Raw genomic sequence first — 702 nt, 5'->3', positions numbered from 1 at the left:
GCTCATCAACCCCTGAAGAGTCTCTAGCCGCTTCCCGCTCACCCCCAGCTGCATGGCGTGGAAGTACGCCTCTTCAACCGTCTCGCCCTCTTGGAACGAAACGCCGAAGTCGCTCCTGTTCCGCTTGATGGCGAGGCGCCCATCCGGGTCCGTGTATCGCGTCGGATTCCCATTGGCATACAGCCACGGGTTCAATCCCTGCGGCTTCTCCAGGTACGCCCCCGCCTCCACCGGGTCCTCGGAGAGGAAGCGCCCGGTGCCGGTGTCGAGCCACCGCTGCTGGGCGTAGGTGAGGCCCGACTCCGCGTCGTAGGCGTGTCCGGTATACCCAAGGCTGGCCTGGGCGGACGTCGGAGCCGTGCCGTTGCGGTGGGCGCCCCAGGCGTCGTACTGCTGCCGGGCCCCCGCGCCCGTCGCCGGGGAGCGGCCCACCGCACTGCCCATTCCATCATGAGCGAGGCGTTCGGCGCCCACGGCCACCGTCATCCTGCCGCCCTGCGTGGGGAGCAGCGCTGGCTGTCCCGCCAGCCGCTCCTCCACCAAGGCCCCACCGGCCCACAGGTACGTCGACGTCTGGGCTCCCGTCGTCCGGGCCACCCGCAAGCCGTCCCAGCCGTACCGGTAGTGCGTCGTGACGCTGCCGCCCTCACCTGCGACCCCCGTCACCTTCGTCAGCCGCCCCCCTGCGTCCCACCCGTAGTC

General features: G+C 70.4%; 1 protein-coding gene. It reads right to left on the bottom strand.

Annotated features, from left to right (window positions below):
- Nucleotides 1-702, bottom strand: a 702-nt coding sequence (locus D7X12_RS41680; protein WP_147444016.1) for an RHS repeat-associated core domain-containing protein, incomplete at both ends; no start/stop codon positions are given.

It is taken from the genome of Corallococcus sicarius (assembly GCF_003611735.1).
Taxonomy (GTDB): Bacteria; Myxococcota; Myxococcia; order Myxococcales; family Myxococcaceae; genus Corallococcus; species Corallococcus sicarius.
The sequence above is the reverse complement of the archived record's forward strand: the minus strand, read 5'-3'. Positions and strand labels throughout refer to the sequence as shown.